The organism is Actinomadura rifamycini DSM 43936, assembly GCF_000425065.1.
Classification (GTDB): Bacteria; Actinomycetota; Actinomycetes; order Streptosporangiales; family Streptosporangiaceae; genus Spirillospora; species Spirillospora rifamycini.
This window is the reverse complement of the sequence record NZ_AULB01000022.1, coordinates 1-25,266: the sequence shown is the minus strand read 5'-3', so window position 1 is coordinate 25,266 and position 25,266 is coordinate 1. Positions and strand designations below refer to the sequence as shown.

General features: G+C 76.8%; 15 protein-coding genes and 1 pseudogene. 9 read left to right on the top strand and 7 right to left on the bottom strand.

Features of this window, described 5'->3' with window-relative positions; genetic code table 11:
• Window positions 1–722: 722 nt before the first annotated feature.
• The 4 genes and pseudogenes from H505_RS0121295 (at window position 723) to H505_RS43420 (ending at window position 9,742) form a co-directional block, all read left to right on the top strand.
• Window positions 723–4,094, top strand: coding sequence for a pyruvate carboxylase (locus H505_RS0121295; RefSeq protein WP_026403602.1), 3,372 nt, complete (start codon window positions 723–725; stop codon window positions 4,092–4,094).
• A gap of 277 nt (window positions 4,095–4,371) precedes the next feature.
• Window positions 4,372–5,274, top strand: a pseudogene (locus H505_RS43425) (RNA polymerase sigma factor); the annotation flags it as partial.
• A gap of 59 nt (window positions 5,275–5,333) precedes the next feature.
• Window positions 5,334–8,297 (top strand): DUF6493 family protein, encoded by a 2,964-nt coding sequence (locus tag H505_RS0121285; RefSeq protein WP_026403601.1) that lies wholly within the window; start codon window positions 5,334–5,336, stop codon window positions 8,295–8,297.
• Window positions 8,298–8,488: 191 nt separating this feature from the next.
• Window positions 8,489–9,742 (top strand): serine hydrolase domain-containing protein, encoded by a 1,254-nt coding sequence (locus H505_RS43420; protein WP_051300982.1) that lies wholly within the window; start codon window positions 8,489–8,491, stop codon window positions 9,740–9,742.
• On the opposite strand, the gene H505_RS0121275 is transcribed toward H505_RS43420, so the two are convergent.
• The 3 genes from H505_RS0121275 to H505_RS0121265 all read right to left on the bottom strand — a co-directional run bounded on the left by H505_RS0121275 (window position 9,739) and on the right by H505_RS0121265 (window position 12,387).
• Complete coding sequence (locus tag H505_RS0121275; protein ID WP_026403600.1) at window positions 9,739–10,665, bottom strand: threonine/serine dehydratase; 927 nt, start codon at window positions 10,663–10,665, stop codon at window positions 9,739–9,741. The genes H505_RS43420 and H505_RS0121275 overlap by 4 nt on opposite strands.
• Window positions 10,662–11,903 (bottom strand): RNA polymerase sigma factor, encoded by a 1,242-nt coding sequence (locus H505_RS43415; protein WP_245592602.1) that lies wholly within the window; start codon window positions 11,901–11,903, stop codon window positions 10,662–10,664. The genes H505_RS0121275 and H505_RS43415 overlap by 4 nt, the downstream gene beginning before the upstream one ends.
• Window positions 11,904–12,036: 133 nt before the next feature.
• Entirely contained in the window at window positions 12,037–12,387 is a 351-nt protein-coding gene (locus H505_RS0121265) for a YciI family protein (RefSeq protein ID WP_026403599.1), read from the bottom strand.
• A 266-nt stretch (window positions 12,388–12,653) separates the two neighbouring features.
• Between H505_RS0121265 and H505_RS43410 the strand changes: the two genes are divergently transcribed.
• On the top strand, window positions 12,654–13,580 hold the full coding sequence (locus tag H505_RS43410; protein WP_425248266.1) for a helix-turn-helix domain-containing protein: 927 nt from the start codon (window positions 12,654–12,656) through the stop codon (window positions 13,578–13,580).
• Between the two features lie 31 nt (window positions 13,581–13,611).
• On the opposite strand, the gene H505_RS0121255 is transcribed toward H505_RS43410, so the two are convergent.
• Window positions 13,612–14,361, bottom strand: a complete 750-nt coding sequence (locus H505_RS0121255) for an ABC transporter permease (RefSeq protein ID WP_026403598.1) — start codon at window positions 14,359–14,361, stop codon at window positions 13,612–13,614.
• A gap of 27 nt (window positions 14,362–14,388) precedes the next feature.
• A complete protein-coding gene (locus H505_RS0121250) occupies window positions 14,389–15,174 on the bottom strand; it encodes an ABC transporter ATP-binding protein (RefSeq protein WP_026403597.1) in 786 nt (261 codons plus the stop codon).
• Between the two features lie 71 nt (window positions 15,175–15,245).
• Here H505_RS0121250 and H505_RS0121245 point away from each other — a divergent pair, with 71 nt between their 5' ends.
• The gene (locus tag H505_RS0121245; RefSeq protein WP_026403596.1) at window positions 15,246–15,872 is read left to right on the top strand and encodes a TetR/AcrR family transcriptional regulator; all 627 of its coding nucleotides are present in this window, start codon (window positions 15,246–15,248) and stop codon (window positions 15,870–15,872) included.
• 25 nt (window positions 15,873–15,897) lie between these two features.
• Here the strand turns inward: H505_RS0121245 and H505_RS0121240 are convergent, their stop codons facing one another.
• Together H505_RS0121240 and H505_RS0121235 are read right to left on the bottom strand one after the other, a co-directional pair.
• Window positions 15,898–16,458, bottom strand: a complete 561-nt coding sequence (locus H505_RS0121240; protein WP_026403595.1) for a dihydrofolate reductase family protein — start codon at window positions 16,456–16,458, stop codon at window positions 15,898–15,900.
• A 23-nt stretch (window positions 16,459–16,481) separates the two neighbouring features.
• A complete protein-coding gene (locus tag H505_RS0121235; RefSeq protein WP_341849569.1) occupies window positions 16,482–17,237 on the bottom strand; it encodes an NADPH-dependent FMN reductase in 756 nt (251 codons plus the stop codon).
• Between the two features lie 134 nt (window positions 17,238–17,371).
• Between H505_RS0121235 and H505_RS0121230 the strand changes: the two genes are divergently transcribed.
• The 3 genes from H505_RS0121230 to H505_RS0121220 all read left to right on the top strand — a co-directional run.
• The gene (locus tag H505_RS0121230) at window positions 17,372–20,617 is read left to right on the top strand and encodes an AfsR/SARP family transcriptional regulator (protein ID WP_026403593.1); all 3,246 of its coding nucleotides are present in this window, start codon (window positions 17,372–17,374) and stop codon (window positions 20,615–20,617) included.
• Window positions 20,618–20,731: 114 nt separating this feature from the next.
• Window positions 20,732–24,016, top strand: coding sequence for an ABC transporter permease (locus tag H505_RS0121225; RefSeq protein WP_026403592.1), 3,285 nt, complete (start codon window positions 20,732–20,734; stop codon window positions 24,014–24,016).
• The coding region (locus tag H505_RS0121220) for a hypothetical protein (protein WP_211238525.1) at window positions 24,013–25,266 on the top strand (1,254 nt) is incomplete at its 3' end. The genes H505_RS0121225 and H505_RS0121220, both read left to right, overlap by 4 nt.

Here is a 25,266-nt window from a genome sequence, read left to right as displayed (position 1 = left end):
GACTGGAGGAGCAGGCTCCGCTGGGCCGAGGGCCGGGCGGTCGGCATCGGGCTGCGGGTGTGGGGCGGCCGGGGGCGTCGGGATGGGTTCGACGGGTGGAGCCGCCGGGAGCCGGGGAGCCGGGGCCGGGACGTGGAGGTCGGGTGGGTCGGCCGGGGTCGGGACTGCGCCTTCTGAAGCGGCCGTGGCGGCCGGTGTGGGGGAAGCGGCCTCCGCTGGGTCGACGGCCGGCCGGACGGCATCGGGCTGCGGGTGCGGGGCGGCCGGGGGCGTCGAGACGGGGGCGACGGGTGGCGCCGCTGGGGGCCGGGGAGCCGGGGCCGGGAGCGCTTCGGCCGGGGCGGGGGCCGGGGGGACGAGGGTGGTGCCGGGGGTGCCCAGGTCGTGCAGGACGGTGCGCTGCCAGTCGCGGTCGGTCACCGAGCCCCTTTCACGGCGTGCCTTCGGGGATCGGAACGAGTGTAGATCGCGGGACCGACCCGGGAGGTCGGGGCGAGTCGGGGGGCCGGGCGGGCCGCGGGGAAAGGTTGGCGGTTTTTCTACGATCGATCATCTATCGGGATGTTCGCCCGAGATATTCGGCCGAGTGTTTCGTTTGTGAGGGTAGATACCAGGAAATTCGGTTCGCCCGCCGGGTCGGCCAGGCGCGTGTCGCGGTTCGTCGTCGAGCCCGGGAGGCCGTCGGTGCGGGTGGACGGGCCGGCCGACTCCTGGGAGAACACGTGATTTCGAAGTTGCTCGTCGCGAACCGGGGCGAGATCGCCGTGCGCGCGTTCCGCGCGGCCTACGAGCTGGGGATCGCCAGCGTCGCGGTGTACGCGCACGAGGACCGGCTGTCGCTGCACCGGCAGAAGGCGGACGAGGCGTACGAGATCGGGGAGCGGGGGCATCCGGTCCGGGCTTACCTGGACGTGGACGCGATCGTGGAGACCGCGCTGCGGGTCGGTGCGGACGCCGTCTACCCCGGGTACGGGTTCCTGTCGGAGAGCCCGGAGCTGGCGGAGGCGTGCGAGCGGAACGGGATCAAGTTCGTGGGGCCGCCGTCGGCGGTGCTGAACCTCGCGGGGAACAAGATCGAGGCGGTGGCGGCGGCGCGGCGGGCGGGGCTGCCGGTGCTGCGGTCGGCGACGCCCGCGGAGGGGCGGGAGCTGGAGGCCGCGGACGAGGTGGGGTTCCCGCTGTTCGTGAAGGCCGCGGCGGGCGGCGGCGGGCGCGGGCTGCGGCGGGTGGACCACCGCGAGGACCTGGAGGCGGCCGTCCAGACGGCGCGGCGGGAGGCGCAGAGCGCGTTCGGGGACCCGACGGTGTTCCTCGAGCAGGCCGTCGACCGGCCGCGCCACATCGAGGTGCAGGTCCTCGCCGACGGCGAGGGGCGGGCGGTGCACCTGCGGGAGCGCGACTGCTCGGTGCAGCGGCGGCACCAGAAGGTCGTGGAGATCGCGCCGGCGCCGAACCTGGACGCGCAGGTCGCGGAGCGGCTGTGCCGGGACGCCGTCGCGTTCGCCCGCGAGATCGGGTACGAGAACGCGGGCACGGTGGAGTTCCTCGTGGACGACCGGGGCCGGCACGTGTTCATCGAGATGAACCCGCGCATCCAGGTCGAGCACACGGTGACCGAGGAGGTCACGGGGATCGACCTGGTGCAGAGCCAGCTGCGCATCGCGGGCGGCGAGACCCTGCCGGACCTGGGCGTCTCGCAGGAGAACGTGACGGTGTCCGGGTTCGCGGTGCAGTGCCGCATCACGACGGAGGACCCGGCGAACGACTTCCGGCCCGACACCGGGAAGATCTCGGCGTACCGGTCGCCGGGCGGCGCGGGCGTCCGGCTCGACACGGGCACGGCGTACGGGGGCGCCATCGTCAGCCCCCACTTCGACTCCCTGCTGGTGAAGCTGACCTGTAGGGGACGGACGTTCGCCGATGCGGTCGGGCGCGCGCGCAGAGCGGTCGCGGAGTTCCGTATCCGGGGCGTGGCGAGCAACATCCCGTTCCTGCAGGCGCTGCTGGACGAGCCGGACTTCCGCGCGGGCGGCGTCACGACGGCCTACATCGCCGAGCACCCCGAGCTGCTGACGGCCCGGTCGAGCGGCGACCGGGCGACGCGGCTCGTCCGGTACCTGGCGGACGTGACGGTGAACAAGCCGCACGGCGAGCAGCCCACGGACCTGGACCCGGCGACGAAGCTGCCGCCGCTCGCCTCGGACGGCCCGTTCCCGCAGGGCTCCCGGGACAGGCTGCTGGCGCTCGGGCCGCGCGCGTTCGCCGAGCAGCTCCGGGCGCAGGACGCGCTGGCCGTCACCGACACGACGTTCCGGGACGCGCACCAGTCGCTTCTCGCCACGCGGGTACGGACGTACGACCTGGTGAAGGCGGCGCCCCACCTGGCGCGGACGACGCCGCAGCTCCTGTCGCTGGAGGCGTGGGGCGGGGCCACGTACGACGTCGCGCTGCGGTTCCTGGGCGAGTCGCCGTGGGACCGGCTGGCGGCGATCCGGGAGGCGGCGCCGAACCTGTGCATCCAGATGCTGCTGCGCGGCCGCAACACCGTCGGGTACACGCCGTACCCCGATTCGGTGGCGCGCGCGTTCGTCAAGGAGGCGGCGAGCACGGGCGTGGACGTCTTCCGCGTGTTCGACGCGCTCAACGACGTCGAGCGGATGCGGCCCGCGATCGACGCGGCGCTCCAGACGCACGCGCTCGTGGAGGGGACGCTCTGCTACACCGGTGACCTGTCGTCGCCGGACGAGCGCCTCTACACGCTCGACTACTACCTGCGCCTCGCGGAGGAGCTGGTGGAGGCGGGCGTCCACGTGCTGTGCGTCAAGGACATGGCGGGGCTGCTGCGGGCGCCCGCGGCGCGGACGCTCGTCGCGGCGCTGCGCGAGCGGTTCGACCTGCCGGTCCACCTGCACACCCACGACACGGCCGGCGGGCAGCTCGGGACGTACGTCGCCGCGATCGAGGCCGGGGTGGACGCGGTGGACGGCGCGGCGGCGCCGCTGTCGGGCACGACGAGCCAGCCGCCGCTGCAGGCGATCGTGGCGGCGACCGACTTCACCGACCGCGCGACCGGCATCGACCTCGACGCGCTCACGGAGATGGAGCCGTACTGGGAGGCCGTCCGGAAGCTGTACGCGCCGTTCGAGATGGGCCTGCCGTCGCCGACCGGGCGCGTGTACCGGCACGAGATCCCGGGCGGGCAGCTGTCGAACCTGCGGCAGCAGGCCGTCGCGCTCGGCCTCGGCGACCGGTTCGAGGAGATCGAGCGGTGCTACGAGGCGGCCGACCGCATCCTCGGGCGCCTCGTCAAGGTGACGCCGTCCAGCAAGGTCGTCGGCGACCTGGCGCTGCACCTGGTGGCGGCGGGCGCCGACCCGGACGACTTCTTCGAGAACCCCGACCGGTACGACGTCCCCGACAGCGTCATCGGGTTCCTCAACGGCGAGCTGGGGGACCCGCCGGGGGGCTGGCCCGAGCCGTTCCGCACGAAGGCCCTGGCCGGACGCCAGTTCACGCCGGCGCGCGCGGACCTCGGCCGCGACGAGGAGAAGGCGCTCGCGGGCGCGCAGGTGCGCGACACGCTGGACCGCCTCCTTTTCCCCGGCCCGGCGAAGGACTACCGGGAGGCCCGCGCCGCGTACGGCGACCTGTCGGTGCTGCCGACCGGGGCGTTCCTGTACGGCCTGCGCACCGGCCGCGAGGTCGCGTTCGACCTCGAACCGGGCGTGCGCGTCCTCGCGGGCCTCGAAGCCGTCGGGGAGATCGACGAGGCGGGCGTCCGGCAGGTGATCTGCTCGGTGAACGGCCAGCTCCGCACCCTCTCGGTGCGCGACAAGTCCGTCGTGTCGGACGCGCCGCCGGTCGAGCGGGCGGACCCGGACGAGCCGGGGCACGTCGCCGCCCCGTTCGACGGTTCGGTGACGCTGCGCGCCGCGAAGGGCGACGAGGTCGCGGCGGGCGACGTCGTCGCGACGATCGAGGCCATGAAGATGGAGGCCGCCATCACCGCCCCGGTCGCCGGGACGGTGGCGCGGCTCGCCGTCCCCGCGGCGGCGCCCGTCCAGGCGGGGGACCTGCTGCTGGTCATCACCTGACCGCGGAAGCGTCGGCGTGCGCGGGTGCGGGCGGCCGGAACCGGCCGCGCCGCACCCGCGCACGCGCGTTCCCGATACCGGACGCGCGGGGTTGGAACGAGGCGGAGGCGGGTACCCGAAACGCGTGACCCGTTCCCTCCCGGCCGGACTTGCAAAGGACACCGCCCTGAACGCCAGCCACGCCCCCAGTGCGGCGCCCCGCGCCACCACCGCGCCCCGTTCCACCGCGTCCCGCGCCGCCGCACCCGGCCGCGCGTCGACGCACCGCGACCTCGTCGACCCGATGAAGGACTACCTCTCCCGCATCGGCCGCACTCCGCTGCTCACCGCGGAGCAGGAGGTCGACCTGGCCAAGCGCATCGAGGCGGGGCTGTTCGCCCGGCAGCGCCTCGAGAACCTCGGCGACGCCCTCGACCCGCAGGACCGCGCGGACCTCGTCTGGATCGCCGAGGACGGCCGCCGCGCCAAGGAGCACATGGTGGAGGCGAACCTCCGCCTCGTCGTGTCGCTGGCCAAGCGGTACGTGGGCCACGGACTGCCGCTGAACGACCTCGTCCAGGAGGGCAACCTCGGGCTGATCCGCGCCGTCGAGAAGTTCGAGTACCGGCGCGGGCTCAAGTTCTCCACCTACGCCGTCTGGTGGATCAAGCAGGCGATCAGCCGGGCGCTGGCCGACCAGAGCCGCACCATCCGCATCCCCGTGCACGTCGTCGAGGTGATGAACCGGATGACGCGCGTCCGGCGGCGTCTGTCGCAGGACCTCGGCCGCGAGCCGACGTCCGCGGAACTCGCCGTCGAGCTGGACGTCACGGTCGAGAAGGTCGAGTGGCTGCGCCGGCAGGCCCGCGAGCCGCTGTCGCTGCACACCCCGCTCGGCGAGGACGGCGACGGCGAGCTCGGCGACGTCATCGAGGACCCGGAGGGCGGCGACCCGGCCGACGCCGTCGCGTCGTCCATGCTGCGCGGCAAGCTCGACGCGGTGCTGGAGACGCTCACCGAACGGGAGGCGGGCGTCATCTCGATGCGGTTCGGCCTCGCCGGCGGCGAACCCAAGACGCTCGAGGAGGTCGGCCGCGTCTACGGGGTGACCCGGGAGCGGATCCGGCAGATCGAGTCGAAGGGGATGCACAAGCTGCGGCACCCGTCCCGCCGGGAGACACTCGCCGACCTGCTGAGCTGAGCGGCCCGCCGTTCTGTCAGTGCGCCGTTCTGTCGGGGGGCGCGCCTACCGTTCGCGGCATGACGAGCGTTGCGCACCCCCCGGCCGCCGCGGCGGCGTGGAGCCGGATCGCCGACCTGATCGACGCGCGGGACGCCGACGGCGTCGCGGCCGCCGTCCTCGACCTCGACGACGGCGGCCGGCGCGCCGTCGCCGCCGCACTGCCCGGCCACCTGCGGGAGGTGCGGGCGCGCCGCGAGCCGTGGGAGGGCATCGGCGACGCGCTCTGGGCGTTCCGGGCCGCGGGCGCCGGGACGCTCGGCGGCGCCGCGGCCGTCGCGTCCTGGCTGAACCGCCGCGAGTTCCGCGACCGGTGGCTCGGCGACCCCGACGACGACGGCCGCCTCCTCGACCTCTGGGCCGAGCGGGACGACGCGTGGCGCGCCGACCTCGCGCGCCGCCTCGCCCTCCGCGTCCGCGGCCCCCGGCACACCGGCATCGGCCTCGCCCTCGCCCTCCTGCGGGAGACCGGCGCCGAGCCGCCGGACCACGCACCGCTCGTCGTCGGCTGGGTCCTGTCCGGCCCGCCGCGCCCGAAGGACCCGCTGCTGCCCGCCCTCCTCCCGCGCGTCTTCGAAGCCGACGGCGTCGGCCGGGCCCTGCGCGAGAGCCGCACGTGGCCGCGCACCCTCGCCACGATGGCCGCCCGCGGCGACGCCGACCGCGACGCGCTGCTGGACGGCTGCGTCCGCCGGTTCCTGCGCGGGGGCACCGAGGTCGAACTGCGCTTCTTCGTCCGCCTGCACCACCTGCTCACGCACGACGAGCCGTCCGCCCGGCGGCGCGAGACGGCCGCGCGCGTCCGCGACTACGCCGCGCTGCTCGCCGCCGCGCCGGGCCCGGTGGCGGCCCTGGCCCTCGACCTGCTCCGCGAGGTGCCCGACCTGCCCGCCGCCCGGCTGGCGGAGGCGTTCGACGGGCTGCTGTTCCGCCCCGAGGCCGGGCTCGTCCGGACGGGGCTGGCGTGGCTCCGCGAGACCGTCCGGAACCGGCCCGAGACGGCGGACGCCGGTGCCCGCGCGCTCGCGCAGGTGTTCGGGCACGAGTCGTACGCGGTGCAGGAGAAGGCCGTCCGGCTCGCGCTGGCCCTTCCCGGCGGGACGGACGGCGCCCCGCTCGCCGACGCCGCGCCGCTGCTGCCGCCCGACCTCGGCGCCCGGGTCGCGGCCCGCTTCGGCGGCGAAGCCGCCGCCGAGGCGGAGGCCGACGACGACCCCGCCCCGCCGGTGCTCACCGCCGCGGCTCTCGACCCGGAGCCCACCGCCCACCGCGAGCCCCGGCCGCTGCCGGACCCGATCGCGACGCCGTCCGAACTCGCATCGGCCATCGCCGGCTCCGGCGGGAACGTCGAGAGGCTCCTGGAGGGGTTCGTGCGGCTCGCCCACGCAGACCCGGACGGGGTCCGCGCGGCCGTCGAAGGCGTCCTCGAGAGACTCGCCTGGCCCCACTTCCGGGAGCGCCGCACCTGGTGCTACACCCACGAGTGGACCAACGCCGCCGCCCGGATGCTGGTCGATCCCGCGTCCGTCCCCGCCGACTGGCGCGACCGGATGGCGGTCGCACCGGACGGCCCCCTCGGGGCCCTCGAACTCCACCGGGCCGCCGAGATCCTCGGCGCCGTCGAGGCGGGCGCGCTGCCGCCGCTGCTGCTGGCGACCCCCACCGAACCGTCCGGTCACGTCGCCCCGGACGTCCTCGCCGACCGCCTGCGGACCGTCGCGGACGCCGGTGCCGAACCCGGCCCGGCCGACCTCCAGCAAGCCCTGCTCCGGCTGCCGCCCGGCCCGCACCCCGAGGCGTCCCGCCGCGCCGCCGCGGTCGGCACGCCCGCCGCGCGGACCGCGGCGCGCTGGCTGGCCGCACCGCCCGTCCCGCGCATGTCGCTGCGGGAGAAGGAAGGGCGCCTCCCCGAAGCGGCGATCGACCTCGACGTCCTCGACGGCCCCCTGGCCGACCCCGGGCTCGACACGACGTTCCCGTTCCCCGACGACGCGGACGACCCCACCGAGCTTCCGCCCGGGGTCTGGACCGTCACCGGCGAAGAGGCCGCGCCCGCTCTGGGAGGGGGCGTTTCGGTGCCCGGCATGGTCCGCTTCGTCATGTCGTCCCCCGCCCTGTCGGCGATGAGCTCCGCGGAAGACCGGACCGGGGACGCCCCCGACGCCGACGTCCGCCCCGCGTTCGCGGACCGGTCGGACCCCCGCGCCCCGGGGCGCGGGGTCGCTCCGCCGGAGGGCGTGACGCGGCCGGTCGAGGGACGCGTGGTCGCCCGGGCGTCCGTCCGGTCGATGTGGCGCTCCCGGCGCGGGCGGCTCGGGCTGGTGGACGGCGGGCCGACGGGGCTGCCGCTGGTGGACGCGGTGTTCAGCACCCCGTCGCAGTACCCGTCGCAGTACGGCGACCGCGGGGTGGGCTGGACGCGCGTGATCCCGTCCCATCCGGAGGCGGCCGCGGCCCACCTGGTGCCGGAGATGCGCGGCCGCGGGTACTACTCCGCGAGGCGGGACGGTCCGGCCGCCGCACTCCTCGAGCTGGTGCCGGCGGACGGGATGTACGCCGACCACATCGCCGGCTTCCTGGCCCGCCGGCTCGCTGAGCGGCACCGGCGACCCGACCGCATGTTCCTCGCCGTCTGCCTCCGCGGCGACCTTCCCGCCGCCGCCGTGGGACGCGCCGTCGCCCGCCTCCTCCTCGACGGGGACGTCCGTCCGTCCCGCGTGACCGGCGAGCTGGAGCGGGCCGCCGAGGCGGGGGCGTTCGCCGACGTGTGGCGGGTGCTGGCGGCCGCGCTGCCGCCGCTGTGCCCCGCGCCGGGCGAGCGTCCCGTGCACGGCCTCGACCGGCTCCTCGGCCTGGCCGCGCGGACGGCGCGCTGGTGCGGCGCGCGGGGCGCGATCCCCGAGGTCGAGGCACTGGCGGCACGGCCGGGATCGGCCGCGTACGTCCGCGCGGCGCGCGTCCTGGCCGAGCGACTCGCGTCCTGACGGCTCGTCGGGTCGGCGGCGCGGCCGGTTCGCCTTGTCGGCGGGCGGTCTGTCACCGGGCGGGCCGTCCGCTCGAACGGGGTGCGCTGGGTCTCGAGCAGGAGGCCGATCTCGTTCCCACGTCGGATGACATCCGCAAGCCCCCTTCGAAATGCTCGTCAGCGACGACGATCACCGATGGAAGGAGCGAGATGACGGTGCGGCGCGCGGTGGGCGCGGGTGCGGCGGCGGTGCTGGCGGCGGGGCTGCTGCAGGCGCCCGCGGCGGCGGGGACCGGGAACGGCCGGGGGCTCGACCGGGCCGGGCTGGACGCGGCGCTCGGGGACGTCCACGAGGCGGGGATGTACGGGATCTTCTCGCAGGTGCGGGACGGCCGCGACGCGTGGCGCGGCGAGGCCGGGGACGCGGACGTGCGGACGGGCCGGCCGGTGCGGGCGCACATGCGGCAGCGGGTCGGGAGCATCACGAAGACGTTCGTGGCGACGGCGATCCTGCAGCAGGTCGAGGCGGGGCGCATCGGGCTCGACGCGCCGGTCGGCCGGTACCTGCCGGACCTCGTGCCGGGGGAGCGGGGCGAGCGGGTGACGGTGCGGATGCTGCTCAACCACACGAGCGGCATCGCCGACTACGTCCCGGCGGCGTTCCCGTCGCTGCAGGAGCCGTCGGGGCGGAGCCTCGACGAGCACCGGTTCCGGGAGGTCGCGCCGGAGCGGCTCGTGCGGTGGGGCCTGGAGGCCCCGGCGACGAACGAGCCGGGCGAGCGGGTGTCGTACTCGAACACCAACTACGTCATCGCGGGCCTGCTGCTGGAGAAGGCGACCGGCGAGGACGCGGTGCGGTACATCGAGCGGAACGTCATCCGGAAGGCGGGGCTGCGGCACACGTACTTCCCGGAGAAGGCGAAGATCCAGGGGCCGCACTCGAAGATGTACGAGTCGCTGCTCGGGTTCATCGACCCGCCGCGCGACTACAGCGTCTACAACGCGAGCTGGGCGTGGACGGCGGGCGCGCTGGTGTCCACGATGGACGACCTGAACGCCTTCTACCGCTCGCTGCTGGCCGGCGACCTGATCGGGGAGGCGGCGCTCGCGGAGATGAAGCGGACCCGGCCGTGGACGGACGAGAACGGCAACCTGATCGTGAACTACGGCCTGGGCCTGTACTCGATGGACCTGCCGTGCGGGACGTTCTGGGGCCATGACGGCGCCGTGTGGGGCGCGGGCACGCAGTCGCTGTCGACGGCCGACGGGAGCCGGCAGGTGTCGTTCGCGATGAACCTCACGAAGTACCAGAAGATCGAGAACGGGGCGGTCGTGCCGCACCCGATCGACTACGCGATGTCGTCCTTCCTGCTGAAGGCGGCGTGCGGGGACGCGCCGGCGGTGAAGTCGTCCGGAGCGCGGCCGATGCCGCTGCAGTCGGTCGCGCTCCGGGCCGCGTCCTAGAGCGTCGACGGGTCGGTGTTCGCGCCGCACAGGACGACGACGACGCGTTCGTCCGGTTCGGGACGGTACGCGCCGGTGCGGAGCGCGGCGACGGCGGCGGCCGTGCCGTGCTCGACGGCGATGCGGTACTCGTCCCAGACCGCGCGGCGGGCGTCGACGATCGCGTCGTCGTCGACCAGGACGGGACGGACGCCGGTGCGGGACGCGACGGCGTGCGCGATGCCGCCGAGGCGGGTGGCGCCGAGGGAGTCGGCGGCGACGCCGGAGACGTCGACGTCGACGGGGCGCCCGGCGGCCATCGCGCGCTCCAGCGTGGGGATGGTCTCCGGTTCGACGCCGACGACGCGGGCGCGCCCTTCGAGGGCGGCGGCGACGCCGGCCATGAGCCCGCCGCCGCCGACGGCCAGCAGGACGGTGTCGACGTCGGCCTCGGCGAGCAGTTCGAGGCCGAGGGTGCCCTGCCCGGCGCAGACCTCGGGCTGGTCGTAGGCGTGGCAGAACAGGGCGCCGGTGTCGGCGGCGCGCTTGTGCGCGGCCTCGGCGGCCTGGGCGTAGCGGGTGCCGGACCGGACGACGGCCGCGCCGAGCGCGCGCAGCCGGTCGACCTTCACCTGCGGGGCGGTCTCCGGGACGAACACCTCGGCGGGCGCCCCGGCCCGGGCCGCCGCGTACGCGAACGCGAGGCCGGCGTTGCCGCCGGACGCCGCGACGACGCCGGCGTCCGGCAGCAGGCCGTCGGCGCGGGCGGCCAGGATGCGGTTGAACGCGCCGCGGGCTTTGAAGGAACCGGTGTGCTGGGTGTACTCCAGCTTCAGCCACATGCGTCCGGCGGGGACGAGCGGCTCGATCTCCAGCAGCGGCGTCCTGCGCACGTGCCCCGCGACGCGCGCGGCGGCGGCCTCGACGTCCGGACGGGCGATCATCGGCTCTCCTCTTCCGCACGGTCGGTCGCCGTGCCCCGACCCTCATGCATACCAGCGGCGGCGAGGCGGGCGGCCCGGTCGAGGAGCGCGCGGCGTTCGGGCTCGTTGCGGGTGAGCCCGGCGGCGCGCTCGAACTCGGCGCGGGCGTCGGCGGTGCGGCCGAGCCGGGAGAGGAGGTCGCCGCGGACGCCGGGAAGCAGGTGGTAGCCGCGCAGGGCGGGGTCGTCGGCGACCGCGTCGAGGAGGGCGAGGCCCCGCTCGGGGCCGTGCGCCATCCCGACGGCGACGGCGCGGTTGAGTTCGACGACGGGGGACGGCGCCGTGCCCGCGAGGACCTCGTACAGGGCGGCGATCTGCGTCCAGTCGGTGTCGGCGGCGGTGCGGGCGCGGGCGTGGCAGGCGGCGATGGCGGCCTGGAGGACGTACGGGCCGGGCGTCCCGCCGAGTTCCTTCGCGCGCAGCAGCGCGGCGAACCCGCGCCGGATGAGCAGCGGGTCCCACCGCCCGCGGTTCTGCTCGAGCAGCGGGACGGGTTCGCCGGACGGCCCGGTGCGGGCGCGCGAGCGGGACGCCTGGATCTCCATGAGCGCGACGAGCCCGTGGACCTCGGGTTCGCGGGGCGCGAGCCCGGCGAGGATCCGGCCGAGCCGCAGCGCCTCCTGGCAGAGGTCGGTGCGGACCCAGTCGTCCCCGGCGGTGGCCGCGTACCCCTCGTTGAAGATCAGGTACAGGACCTCCAGGACGGACGCCAGCCGCGCCGCACGGTCGGGCCCCTCGGGCACCTCGAACGGGACCCCGGCCTCGGACAGCGTCCGTTTCGCCCGGACGATCCGCTGCGCGACGGTCGCCTCGCCGACGAGGAACGCCCGCGCGATCTCGTCGGTGGAGAGGCCGCCGAGCATGCGGAGGGTGAGGGCGGTGCGCGCCCGGGCGGACAGCACCGGGTGGCACGCGGTGAAGATGAGCCGCAGGACGTCGTCCTCGATGCGCTCGGGGTCCTCGGCGGCCGCGAACTCGGACGGCGGGTCGTGCGCCTCCGCCTCCCGCCGGTGCCCGAGCTCCGCCAGCTTGCCGTCGAGGCTCCGGTCGCGGCGGATGCGGTCGATCGCGCGGCGCTTGCCGACGGCCATGAGCCAGGCGCCCGGGTTGTCCGGGACGCCCGACTCGGGCCACTGTTCGAGCGCGGCGACGAGCGCGTCCTGCGCGAGTTCCTCGGCGAGGCCGACGTCGTTGACCATGCGGGCGAGCCCGCCGATGATCCGGGCGGACTCGAGCCGCCAGACCGCGTCGATGCGGGCGTGGACGCGGGAGCGTCCGCTCTCGGGAAGCGTCACGCCGCCGATGAGAGCACCGGCGGCGCACCCGCGCAAGTCAGCCCGGGATGTCCTCGGGGCCGAACACCTGCTGGATCACGCCCTGGCCGTCCCCGGCGATCTTCCAGAACCGGGTGGCCAGCTCGATCGCCTCCTCGCGGGTGCGGACGTCGATCAGCGCGAACCCGACGACGGTCTCCTTGGCCTCGCTGAACGGGCCGTCGGTGACGGTGATCTTGCCGCCGGCCGCCGAGATGCGGGTGCCGCCCGGCTCCAGGCCGCCGGTGGCCAGCAGGGCGCCCGACTTCGTCAGCTCCTCGATGAACGCGCCCATCTCGGCCATCATCTTCTCGTCCGGCGGCGCCTGCTCGGCCGGGCCGTTGTCCGTCGTCATCATCAGGTAGCGCATGTCGTCTCCTCCGTGCGGCCCGGGTGCCTCCCGGGCCTTCACTGGCGCGTCGAAGCGGGGGCGGCCGGATCGACATCCGGGCCGGATTTTCTTCGAGAAAATTTCAGATTCGCATCCTGGCAGGTCACGGCGCCGCGAGGTACCCGTGCCACCGGTATCGGTCGAGGACGAGCGCTCGCTCGGGCACGTCCGGACATTGGGCAAAGCCACGGGCGCCGGGTAACTTTTCTCCGTCGGCACGTTCCGCGCGTCCTGGGAGGCGCCCCGTGGGAGAACCACCGCGCGCATCCGGCGCGCCGTCCGCGCCCGGCGGTGCCCGGGGCGGGCCGCCCGTCCGCGGCCGGGAGCTCGCCGGCCCGACCGTGCTGCGGATGCTGGTCGGCGCGCAGCTCCGCAGGCACCGCGAGGCCGCCGGCATCTCCACCGAGGCGGCCGGCTACGAGATCCGCGGCTCCCACTCCAAGATCAGCCGGATGGAGCTGGGGCGCGTCGGGTTCAAGGAGCGCGACGTCGCCGACCTGCTGACCCTCTACGGCGTGGCCGACCCGGGCGTCCGGGAGCCGCTGCTGGCCCTCGCCGAGCACGCCAACCAGCCCGGCTGGTGGCAGCGGTACGGGGACGTCGTGCCCGGCTGGTTCGAGCCCTACCTGGGGCTGGAGCAGGGCGCGGTGCTGATCCGCCAGTACGAGGTGCAGGCGATCCCCGAACTGCTGCAGACCGAGAAGTACGCGCGCGCCCTGCTGCGGGCGCGGCATCCCGAGTCGCCGCAGGAGGAGATCGACAAGCTGGTCGAGCTGCGGATGGAGCGCCGCCGCGTGTTCGCCCGGCCCGACCCGCTCAAGCTGTGGGCGGTGATCGACGAGGCGGCGCTGCGGCGCGCGGTCGGCGGGCCCGGCACGATGCGCGGCCAGCTCCGGCACCTCATCGAGATGGCGAAGCGGCCGAACGTCACCGTGCAGGTGCTGCCGTTCTCCGCGGGCGGCCACGCGGCCGAGGGCGGCCCGGTGACGCTGCTGCGGTTCGCCGAGCCCGAACTGCCCGACGTCGTCTACCTGGAGCAGCTCACCGGCGCCCTCTACCCGGACCGCCCGTCGGAGATCGCCCGCTACCAGGACGTCCTGAACCGCCTCGGCGTCCAGGCCGAGCCGCCGGTGCGGACGCCGGAGGTCCTGCGGGCCGTCCTCGACGAGTGACCCGGCGCGCCGGGCGCGGCGTCCGGCGGCCTCAGGCGCGGCGGAACAGGCGGGCGCCGGCGGCGAACGCGAGGACGGCGAACGCGAGCGTGACGGCGGCCCCGGCGGCGACCGTCCCGTTCGCGTAGTTCCCGAGGTACGCCTGCCGCACCGCGTCGACCGTGTACCGGAACGGGACGGCGTGCGAGACCCCGTCGAGCCACGCGGGCGCCAGCGACATGGGCAGCAGCAGCCCGGACACGAGCATCAGCGGCAGCACGGCCGTGTTCGTGACGGCGGCGAACTCCGAGGGCGTCCGCACCCGCATCGCCAGCCCGTACGACAGGGCCGACAGCGCGCCCGACAGGACGGCGACGAACACCAGCCCGAGCACGATCCCGGCGACCGGGGCGCGCAGCCCGAACGCCAGCCCCAGCAGCACGAGGAGGGCCGACTGCGCGACGAGCTGGACGACGTCGCGCAGCGTCCGGCCGAGCAGCAGCGCGGCGGGGCTCACGGGGGTGGCGCGCATCCGGTCGAGCACCCCGGTGCTCTTCTCGATGATCGCGCCGAGCCCCACGAAGGAGCCGCCGAGCAGCGCGAGCTGCACCAGCACGCCCGGCACGAGCGCCTGCCAGGACGAGCCGCCCACGCCGAGGCTGAGGCCGGTGAGCAGCGGCCCGAACAGGGCCAGGAACAGCAGGGGCTGGAGCATGCCGAAGAACAGGTTCGTCTTGGAGCGCAGCGTGGCGCGCAGGTAGCGGCCGAAGACGACGCCGGTGTCGGCGAGGAAGGGGCGCATGGTTCCGGTTTCCGTTCGGTGGTCCGTCTAGATGGCGATGGGGGCGTTCTCGCCCGCCGGGGCGCGCCCGGTGATGGCCAGGAAGGCGTCCTGGAGGCTCGCGGCGGGGTCGCCGGCGTGCCGCGCCTTGAGGTCGGCGGGGGAGCCCGCGGCGACGACCGTCCCGGCGTCGACGACGACCACCCGGTCGGCGAGCGCGTCGGCCTCGTCGAGGTAGTGGGTGGTGAGGACGATCGTGGTGCCGTGCTCGGCGCGGATGCGGCGGACCAGCTCCCACAGTTCCGCGCGGCCGCCGGGGTCGAGGCCGGTGGTCGGCTCGTCCAGGAACAGCACCTCCGGGCGGTTGACGAGGCCGAGCGCGATCTCCAGGCGGCGGCGCTGCCCGCCGGACAGCGCGGCGGTGGGCCGCTCCAGCAGGTCGCCGAGGGCGAGGTCGGACGCGAGTTCGGCCGCGCGCTCGCGGGCCTCCGGGCGCGGCAGCCGGTGCAGGCGGCCCTGCGTGACCAGCTCCTCCCGCACCGAGCAGGCCGGGTCGAGGCCGCCCGCCTGCGCGACGTAGCCGATGCGGCGCCGCACGCCCGCCGGGTCCCGCCGCAGGTCGCGTCCGGCGATCGTCGCCTCGCCGCCGGTGGGCGGGAGCAGCGTGGTGAGCATGCGGAGCGTCGTGGTCTTCCCGGCTCCGTTCGGGCCGAGGAAGCCGAGGATCTCGCCGCGCTCGGCCGCGAGGTCGATGCCGCGCACGGCGTGGACCGGGCCGGTCTTGAGGTCGAAGGTCCGGGTCAGGCCCCGGACGTCGATGGCTGGCGTGGGCATGCCCGCATAAAATCACAGCGGACTCCAAACTTGCAATCGACTCCAAGTTTGGAGGGCGTTAGAGTGGCGGCATGGCGGAGGGTCTGCGGGAGCGCAAGAAGCGGGAGACGCGCCGGCGGATCGCGGACGCGGCCGCGGGGCTGTTCACGGCGCGCGGGTTCGACGCGGTGACGATCGCCGAGGTCGCGGCGGCCGCGGACGTCTCGGTGAACACCGTCTACAACTACTTCGAGACCAAGGAAGACCTCGTGCTGCCGCCCCACCAGGGGAACCGGCTCGCCGCGATCGTCGCGGCGCGCGAGCCCGGCGAGTCCGCCGCGGAGGCCGTCCTGCGGCGGCTCCGCGAGGAGGTGCGGCGGCGCGACCCGGTGCTCGGCCTCACGCCCGGCTTCGCGGCCTTCCACGCGATGATGCGCGCCGCCCCCACCCTGCTCGCCCGGCTCGACGACATCGCCGTCCGGATGGAGGCCGACCTCGCCGCGCTGCTCGCCCGGGAGACCGGCGCCGGCCCGGACGACCCGGTCCCCGGGCTGGTCGCGGGACAGATCGGCTGGCTGCACGCGCGGGTGCTGATGGAGCTGGGCAGGCGCACCGAAGCCGGCCATGACGTGGACGCCACGGCCGGCGCGATGCTCGATCTGCTGGACGCCGCCGAGGGCCTGCTCGGCCCCCGCGTCCTGGACTACGCGCGCCGCTGAGCGGCCGCGCGCGCCCGGCTCCGGCTCACTCGGCCGCCGGGGTGTAGGTCGCGACGATGACGCCGCTCGCGAACGTCCGGGTGTCGGCCAGCTCGAACGAGGCGCCGAACCCCGCGCTGCTCAGCAGCCCGGCCGTCTCGGACGGCCCCACGATCACCGGGTGGATCCACAGCCGCAGCTCGTCCAGGAGCCCGTGCTCGATCAGCGTCTCCGTCACCTTGCCGAAGCCGTACTGCAGGATGTTCTGCCCGTCCCGCTCCTTCAGCTCGGCGATCGTCGCGGGGGCGTCGTCCCGCCGGATGATCGTGCTGTCGCCCCACTCGGCCTTCTCCAGCGAGTCGGACACGGCGTAGTGGTGGATGGAGTTCATCCGGGCGCCGAACTCGCCGGTCTGCTCCTCCATGGCCGGCCACGTCTCGGCGAACGCGACGTAGGTCTCGCGGCCCGCCAGCAGGGCGTCGCAGGAGAACAGCAGCTCGCTGCCGTACGCGCCGGCCTCCTCCCCGAAGTACGGGGCGGTCCAGATCTGCGGGTCCGCGATGACGCCGTCGAGCGTGACGTAGGTGGAGTTGATGATCTTGCGCATGGTCGTCCTCCGGATCAACGGCTTCAGCCGTACGGGTGTGCGATACGTGCGTCGCGGAGGGCGCGGGCCCACCACGAGAGACGGTCCAGGGTCGTGGTCACGGTGGTGTTGCACTCGGCGCCGGTCTTGGGCCAGGAGCCGTCGGCGGCGAAGTCGCGCCAGTAGCAGGGCAGCGCCACCCCGTCCCGGATCGGGACGGCCTCCAGCTCGGTGAACACCTCGCGGAGCTGCGCGGCCGCCTGCAGGCCGCCCGACTCGCGGCCGTAGGACACGACGGCGACGGGCTTGGCCCGCCACTCGTCGTAGTACCAGTCGATCGCGGTCTTGAGCACGCCCGGGTAGCCCCGGTTGTACTCGGGCGTCACGACGGCGAACCCGTCCGCCGCCGCGAGCCGCCGCCCCAGCGCCGCGACCGCCGGCGGAGCGGGCTCGTCCTCGTCCGGCAGCGCCTGCGGGAGCGCGCACGCCGCGAGGTCGACGAGGTCGACGTCCAGGTCCGGGCGCCTGCGGGCCCGCCCGGCGAACCACTCCGCCACGGTCGGGCCGAACCGCCCGCGCCGCGTGCTGCCGATGATCACCGCCAGCCGCAGCCGCCCGCCGCCCGTCCCGCCGGCGCCCGCCGGAACCGCGCCCGCCGGAACCGCGCCCGCCGGAACCGCGCCCGCCGGAACCGCGCCCGCCGGAACCGCGCCCGCCGGAACCGCGCCCGCCGGAACCGTGCCCGCCGAGATCGTGCCCGGCGGGATCGTGCCCGCCTCGCCCATGCCCACCTCCCTCACCGTGTCCTCCCTGTCCCTCTCGAACACGACCCACTGTGGCGCGGGTGCTTTACGGGATCCTTACGGTCGCCTTCCCGTCCGGCGATTCGCCCGATATGCCGCAGGTGGGGACGGGCGTCGCTAGGGTTCGACGCATGCGATTCGGGGTGCTCGGCGCGCTCGCCGTGTGGACGGACGACGGCGGGCTCGTCCCGGTACCCGGCCTCAAGGTGCGGGCGCTCCTCGCCGACCTGCTCGTGCACGAGGGCAGGCCCGTCCCCGCCGACCGGCTCGTCGACGACCTGTGGGGCGAGGCGCTCCCGGGCAACCCGGCGGGCGCGCTGTCGGCGAAGGTGTCGCAGCTGCGGCGGGTCCTGGAGGACGCCGAACCGGGCGCGCGGGCCCTCGTGGAGTCGCGTCCCGCCGGGTACCTGCTGGCCGCCGCCGACCGGAGCGTGGACGCGCGCCGCTTCGAGGCCCTCGTCGCCGCGGCGCGCGCGGCTGCGGACCCGAAGGAGCGCGCCGCGCTGCTCGCCGAGGCCCTCGGGACGTGGCGCGGCGCGGCGTTCGCCGACTTCGCCGACGAGCCGTTCGTCCGTCCGGCGGCGGCGCGGCTGGAGGAGCTGCGGCTGACCGCGCTGGAGGAGCACGCGGAGGTGCGGCTGGACCTCGGCGAGCACGGGGCGCTGGCCGGGGAGCTGGCCGCCGCCGTCGCCGCGCACCCGCTGCGGGAGCGGCTGCGCGCCGCGCACATGCGGGCCCTGTACCGGGCGGGGCGGCAGCACGAGGCGCTGGAGGGCTTCGACCGGTTCCGGGCCCTGCTGGCCGACGAGCTGGGCCTGGACCCGGGCGTCGAGCTGGCGGAGCTGCACGGCGCGATCCTGCGGCAGGACCCCGCGCTGGACGCGCCGCCCGCGCGGGCCGCGGAGTCCCGCCCGGCGCCGCGCACGAACCTGCCGCTCCCGCCGACCGAGCTGATCGGACGGGACGGCGCGGTGGCGGACGTCCGCGCCCGGCTCGCCACCGACCGGCTGGTCACCCTGACCGGGCCGGGCGGCGTCGGCAAGACCCGCCTGGCCGTGGAGGTCGCCGCCGGGCTCGCGGACGGGTTCCCCGACGGGGTGTGGCTGGTGGAGCTGGCGGCGGTCGACCGGGCCGCCGCCGCGGACCTGGCCGAGGTCGTCACGGCGGTGCTGGACGTGCACGACGCGCCCGGCGGCCCGGACGCGCCCCTCGACCGGCTCGCCGCCGCGCTCGCCGGGCGCCGCCTGCTGCTCGTCCTCGACAACTGCGAGCACGTCGTCGAGCAGGCCGCCGAGCTGGCCGAGCGGCTGCTCGCCCGCGTCCCGGGGCTGCGGGTGCTGGCGACGAGCCGGGAGCCGCTCGGCCCGCCCGGCGAGGTGGTGTGGGCGGTGCCGCCGCTGGACGTGCCCGGCCGGGACGGGACGGACGACCCCGCGGCGCTCGCGCGGTCCGGCGCGGTGCGGCTGTTCGCGGCGCGGGCGGAGGCGGCGGCGCGCGGGTTCCGGCTGGACGGCGACACCGCCGCGGCGGTCGCGGTGCTGTGCCGGCGGCTCGACGGGCTGCCGCTCGCGCTGGAACTCGCGGCGACGCGCGTCCGGACGCTGGGCGTCGCGGGGCTCGTCGCGCGGCTGGACGACCGGTTCCGGCTGCTCGCGACCGGCCACCGGGGCGCGCCGCCCCGGCAGCGCACCCTCACCGCGATGATCGACTGGAGCTGGGACCTGCTCGCGGAGCCGGAGCGGGCGGTGCTGCGGCGGCTGTCGGTGCACGCCGACGGCTGCGCGGTGGAGTCGGCCGAGGCGGTGTGCGCGGGCGGGGACGTCCCGGCGGAGGAGGTGCTGGACCTGCTGGTCCGGCTGGTCGACCGGTCGCTGGTCGTGCTGGTGGAGCGGCCGGGCGAGGAGCCGCGGTACCGGCTGCTGGAGTCGGTGGCCGCCTACGGCGCCGACCGGCTGCGGGACGCGGGCGAGTACGCGCGCGTCCGGACGCTGCACAGCGAGTACTACACCGGCCTCGCCGAGCGCGCCGACCTGCGCGGTGCCGGGCAGGCGTCCTGGCTGCGGACGCTCGACGCCGAGACCGCGAACCTGCGCGCGGCGCTCGACGCGGCCGTCGCGGACGGCGCCGCCGAGCGGGCGCTGCGGCTGGTCGACGCGCTCGCCTGGTACTGGTTCCTGCGCGGCCGGCTGGGCGAGGCGCTGCGCTCGGTCGACGCGGCGCTGGCGCCGGAGGGCGGCTCGCCCGCCGCGCGCGCCCGCGCGGTGACGTGGCGGGCCGGGCTCACGATGCTCAAGGGCGACGCGGGCGACTGGCCGGCGCGCAGCGCCGCGGCGCTCCGTGCCGCGGACGCGACCGGGGACCCGCACCTGGCCGCGTGGGCGCGGTGGTTCCTGGCGTTCGCGGGCTCGGACGTGGACGACGTCACGGCGGTCGCGCCCGTCCTGGCGGAGGCGCTCGCCGCGTTCCGCGCCGCCGGCGACGCGTGGGGCGAGGCGGCGGCGCTGCTGCTGCGCGCCAAGCACGCCCACGTGCGCAGCGACCTCGCCGCGCTGGAGCGCGACGCCGGGCGCGCGGCCGTCCTGTTCGGCGGCCTCGGCGACCGGTGGGGGCGGCTCCAGGCGACCGAGTGGCTGGGCGGGCTGGCGGAGCTGACCGGCGACTTCGACGGGGCGGAGCGGCTGCACCGCGACGGGCAGCGGATGGCGGAGGAGCTGCGGCTGTGGCCGGACGTCGCCGGGCGGCTCGCCTGGCGCGGCTGGATCGCCGTCATGCGCGGCGACCCGGAGGCGGCGCTGCGGCTGTGCGACCGGGCGATGCGGCTCGGGACGGAGCGTGGCCACCTCCAGGCGGTCCGGTTCGCCGAGGCCGGGATGGCGCTCGCGGCGCGGTACGCCGGGCTGCTGGACGAGGCGGCGCGGCGGCACGCGGCCATGATGGAGGGCGCGTCGCCGGACGAGTTCCCGCCGCTGTCGCTGACGCTGAACCTGCTCGGCCTGGGGTACGTGGCCGAGCTGCGGGGCGACGCGGACACGGCCGTCCGCCACCACCGGGACGCGCTGGCCGTCGCGATCCGCCAGGAGTCGCCGCGCGACCTCGCCGGGGCCCTGGAGGGGCTGGCGGGCGCGTACGGGCTGGCGGGCGACCACGCGGAGGCCGCCGCGCTGCTGGGGAGGGCCGCGGCCGTCCGGGCCGAGGTCGGGTTGCCGGCGAGCCCGGCGGAGCGCACGGACATCGACCGCGCGGCGGAGCGGTCCCGGTCGGCGCTCGGGACGGACGCGTTCGCGGCGGCTTTCGCGGACGGTCCCGGCCGCGAGGTCGAGGACGTCCTGCGGCGCGCCGAGGCCGCCGCGGGTCCCTCGCCGTGGCGCGGGCCGTAAGAACGACCGGTTTATCTGGCGTTTTAACAGTTAACTTTCGTAATTGTTGCGATTTGTCGTCGAGTATTCGACGGCCCTTGTGCGGTGGATCACCCGCGCCGAGCATGGGCGAGCATGTGGCATCCGGGGCTCGTGGCCAGGCGGATGGCGGGGGACCGGGCGCTGGTCCTGGCCGCCTGCGCCACCGCGCTGTTCGCCACGACCGTCCTCGCCGCGCTCGTCGGCTACGGCGGATCGGTCACCCGCCAGGGGCTGCAGCGCACCCTCGGCGACGCGACGTTCGCCACGGCCGGGACGACGATCACCGGGCACGTCCCCGGCGGCGGCCTCACCGAGGCGCGCGGGCGGATCGAGGGCGAGATCCGGCGGATCTACCCGGACGCGCCCCCGGCGGTCGCGCTGTCCGCGCGCAGCGACTCCTACGCCCTGCCCGGCCGGGAGCGCGGCGGCCGCCCCGACCTCACGGTCTTCGAGACGCACACCGCGATCGAGCGGCACGCGCGCCTGACCGGCGGGCGCTGGCCCGGCGCGGGCGGCGAGCCGGCGGACGAGGTCGAGGCGGTGCTGCCCGCCCCGGCCGCCGCGGCGCTGGACGTCCGCGTCGGCGACGTCCTCACGCTGCGGGGGCGCGTGGACGAGACGGCGGTCGCGCGGGTCGCGGTCGTCGGGCTGTTCGAGGTCCGCGACCCCCGCCACCACGTGTGGAGCGGCGACCGGCTGATCACGACGGGCGCCGAGCGGCTCGACTACACGACGTACGGGCCGTTCGTCGTCCGCCCCGAGGCGTTCGCGGAGCGGTTCGCGGGCGGCACCGGCACGGAGGCCCGCTGGACCGTCATGCCCGACCTGCGCGGCGTCGGCGCCGACGACCTCGGCGCGCTCGGCGACCGGGTCGCGCGCGGCTCGGACGCCCTCGCCGGGCAGGGCGCCGGCTACACCGTCGTGACGGAGCTGCCCGAGCTGACCGGGCGGCTCCAGGGCGCGCTGCAGGCGGCGCGGTCGACGATGCTGATCCCGGTGCTGCAACTCGTGCTGCTGGCGGGCTGCGCCTGGCTGCTGGTGGCCCGGCTCGTCGCCGACCACCGGCGCGGCGAGGTCGCGCTGCTGCGCACCCGCGGCCTCGGGATGCGGCAGCTCGCCGGGCTCGCGCTCGCCGAGGGCGTGCTGATCGCGGCGCCCGCCGCGCTGCTCGGCCCGCTGCTCGCGGGGCCGCTGCTGCGGCTCGCCGGGACGGCGCCCGCCGTGCGCGCCGCCGGCCTCACCCCCGGCACCGGCCCCCTCGCCCCGCTGTACGCGGTGTCGGTGGCCACGGCGGCGGCGTGCGCGATCGTGCTGGCCGTCCCGACGCTGCGCGGCGCGAACCGGACGTTCGTCGAGGCGCGGGCGGGCATCGGCCGGACGGAGCGGGGCCGGCTGCGGCGCTCGGGCGGCGACCTCGCGCTGCTGCTCGTCGCGGCGCTCGCGATCTGGCAGCTCACCCGGTACGGCGCCGGCGGCGCGGGGGCGGGCGTGGACCCGTTCATCGTGGCCGGTCCCGCGCTGGGCCTGCTCGCCGGCGCGGTGCTGCTGCTCCGGCTGCTGCCCGCCGCGACCCGCGCCGCCGAGCGGTTCGCCGCCGGGCGCCGCGGGCTCGCGCCCGTCCTGGCCGCCCGCCAGGTCGGCCGCCGCCCGCTCCGCTACGCGGGCCCCGTGCTGCTGCTCGTCATGGCGATGGCCGTCGGCGTCCTGTCGGTGACGACGATGTCGACCTGGCGGCGCTCGCAGCTCGACCAGGCCGACTTCCGCGGCGGCGCCGACCTGCGGATCGCCGCCGCCACCGGCGGCGGGGGCCCGACCGTCCTCGGCGCGGGCGGGCGGTTCGCGGCGCTGCCCGGCGTCACCGGCACCGCCGCGGTGCTGCGCACCGGCGGCTCCCTCGGGACCGGCGACGCGACGCTGCTCGCCGCCGACACCGGCGCCCTCGCCCCGCTGCTGCGCGTCCGGCCCGGCCTCCGGGACGGCCTGCGGCTCGGCGACCTGGCGGCGGGGCGCTTGCCCGCGCCCGCGGTCGCCGTCCCCGGGACGCCCGGACGGCTCGAGTTCGAGCTGCGCCTCACCCGCGAGGGCCCGCCGCACGGCGACACCCCCGAACCGCCGGCCGCCGCCCCCTACACCGTCGCCGCGACGATCGCCGACGCGCGCGGCCTGCTGCACCGCGTCGACCTGCCGACCGTCCGCGCGGACGGCCGCGCCCGCACCGTCGCCGTCCGCGTCGCCGACCTCGCCGGGCCGGACGGCCGCCCGGCGTTCCCGCTGGCGGTCCGCGCGTTCCACTACTCCTACGAGGACGGCCCGCCCACCGGGCCGATGCGCCTGGAGGTGCTCGGCGTGCGCGGGGACGGGCGGCCCGCCGCGCTCCCGGACGGGGCCCGCTGGCGGATCACCGACGACCTGGCCGCGCCCGGGGTGCGGCCCGTGCCGAACGAGCGGGCCGGCGGCGAGATCGCCGACCTCCCGATCCCCGCCGCCGCACCGCCCGACGCGTCCACCCGGTCGCGGAGCGTCCACGCCGTCCTCACCGCGCCGGGCGCGCCCGCCCCCGCCGCGTCCGGGGCGGACGCCCCGCTGCCCGCCGTGCCCGGCGTCGTGACGCGCGCGGCGGCCGACCGCGCGAAGGCCGGCGCCGGCGACACCGTCACCCTCGCCACACCCGAAGGCGACCAGCCGGTCACGGTGGTCGGGATCGTGCCCGCGCTGCCCGCGACCGACCCCGGCCTGCCGGGCGTCCTGGTCGACCTGCCCGCGCTCCAGAGCGCCCGGCTCGCCGCCGGTGCGGACACCGCCGACGCCGCGCCCGGCGAGTGGTGGGCGGCGGTGCGCGGCGGCGACACCGGCCCCGCGGCCGCCGCGCTCGCGAAGCGGCCCGCCTGGGGGACGGTCGCCGCAGACCGGTCGCGGCTGCGCGCCGGTCTCGCCGACGCCCCGCTCGGCGCCGCCCTGCAAGGGACGCTCGTCCTCGGGTTCGGCGCCGCCGTCGCGTTCGCCGCCCTCGCGTTCGCCGTCAACGCCGCCGTCACCGCCGGGGAGCGCGCCCGCGAGTTCGCCGTCCTGCGCGCCCTCGGCGTCCACCCCCGGCAGATCGCCGGGACGCTGGCGGTCGAGCAGGCGTTCCTCATCGCGCTCGGCCTCGCCGGCGGCACCGTCCTCGGGTTCGCCGTCGCACGGCTCGTCGTCCCGCACATCGTCCTCGGCGTGCAGGCCGCGGATCCGTACCCGCCCGCCGAACTCGTCGTCCGCTGGCCCCTCGTGCTCGCCATGCTCGCGGGCGTCGTCGCGGTCCTCGGCCTCGTCCTCCCGCCGGTGCTGCGGGCGCTCGGCCGCGGCGGACCCGGCACCGGACCCGGCACGGGGGAGGAATGATGGCGCGTCCGCCGAACGGGCCCTGGAGCCGGCTCGCGCGCGCACAGTGGGCGCCGCTCGCCGCGCTCGGCGTCCTGACGCTGGTGACCGCGCTGCTCGCGGTGGCCGTGCCCGCCTCGACGGCCGCCGGGTACGACCGGGCGGCGCGGGCGGCGGTCGGCCGCACCCCCGCCGTCGTCGTCGAAGGCAAGGTGCAGGCGGGCGAGGCGCGCACGGCCGTCCCCACCAACGCCGCGATGATGCACCACGGGCGCGCCTGGGAGGCCCTGCTGCCGCCCGCGCTGCACGGCGCCGCCGGGCAGCCGGAGCCGTCCGTCACGACCGACCGGATGTCCGTCGCCGGGGACCGCGGGCCGCAGCTGCTCGCCGTCGGCTGGGACGCCGGCGCGCTCGAACGCGTCCGCTTCGTCGACGGCGTCCCGCCCCGCAACGGGCCGAACGACCGCGACGGCGCCGCGCTGCACGTCGCCATGGCCCGGCCGTTCGCCGAACGGCTCGGCCACCGCGTCGGCGACGAACTCGTCCTTCCCGACAAGGACGCCGGGCCGCTGCGGGTGCGCGTCTCCGGGCTGTACGAGCCGGAGGACCCCGGCGACCCCTACTGGGCGGAGCGCGGGTTCCTGCTCCGGCCGGAGACGGTGACGGTCGGCTCCGACGGCACCCGGGCGGACGCGGGCACCCTGCTCGCCGACGGCCCGGGCTACCGGCTGCTGACCGCCGAGCCCGCCCGGCGGCTCACCTACACGTGGCGGTTCCCCGTCCGGGCGGACGCCGTCGACGCGGCCGGCGCCGCCGGGCTCGCCGCCGCGCTGGAGGCGTACCGCACGGCCGTCAAGAGCCGCGTCGAGATCTTCCCGTGCGCCGTCGAGTCGTCCCTCGGCGACGACCTCGCCGGCTACGCCGGCCGGCTGCACGCCGCCCGGTCCGTCCTCGGCCTCGCCTTCGGCGGGCTCGCCGCCGTCGCCGCCGGGGCGGTGCTGCTGGCCGCCGGGCTGCTCGGCGACCGGCTCCGCCCCGCGCTCGCCGCCATGCGGGCGCGCGGCGCGTCGCTGCCGCAGCTCGCCGCGCCCGCCTGCGCCGTCACCGCCGCCGCCGTGCTGCCCGCCGCCGCCCTCGGGTACGCGGCCGGGCGCCTGCTGGACGCGGGCCCGCCGCAGGACGCGTCCGCGGTCGCCGTCGCCGTGCTCGCCGCCCTCGCCGTCGCCGTCCCGGCCGCCGCCGTCCTGCGGGAACGCGTCCCCACGGCGGCC